This window comes from Microvirga sp. HBU67558 (genome assembly GCF_018069605.1).
GTDB classification, from domain to species: Bacteria; Pseudomonadota; Alphaproteobacteria; order Rhizobiales; family Beijerinckiaceae; genus Microvirga; species Microvirga terrae.
On sequence record NZ_JAGPUP010000092.1, the window covers coordinates 1 to 280 of the forward strand.

Sequence of the window (280 nt, forward strand, 5' to 3'; positions counted from 1 at the left end):
CCGAACTGAAAGTGACGTTGCCAGGGGAGCGCCTGATGCTGCGCTCGCGCCGGGCCGATCTCGTGAAGCAGGAGCTCTATGGCCTGCTGCTCGGGCATTTCGCGCTGCGGCGGCTGATGCACGAGGCCAGTCAGCGGGCCGGCTGCGATCCGGACCAACTCTCCTTCGTGCATGCGGTGCGGATCGTGCGGCGGCATCTGCCGTTCCACGCCGCCTTTTCCCCCTCGGCGGCGCCAGCGCATGGGTGAGTGCGTGCTGATCGAGCTGATCGCGCTGCCGG

The 280-nt window shown here is 68.6% G+C and carries 1 pseudogene; it reads left to right on the top strand.

Features of this window, described 5'->3' with window-relative positions:
* Nucleotides 1-248 (top strand): annotated as a pseudogene (locus KBI52_RS33750) (IS4 family transposase); the annotation flags it as partial.
* Nucleotides 249-280 lie beyond the last annotated feature (32 nt).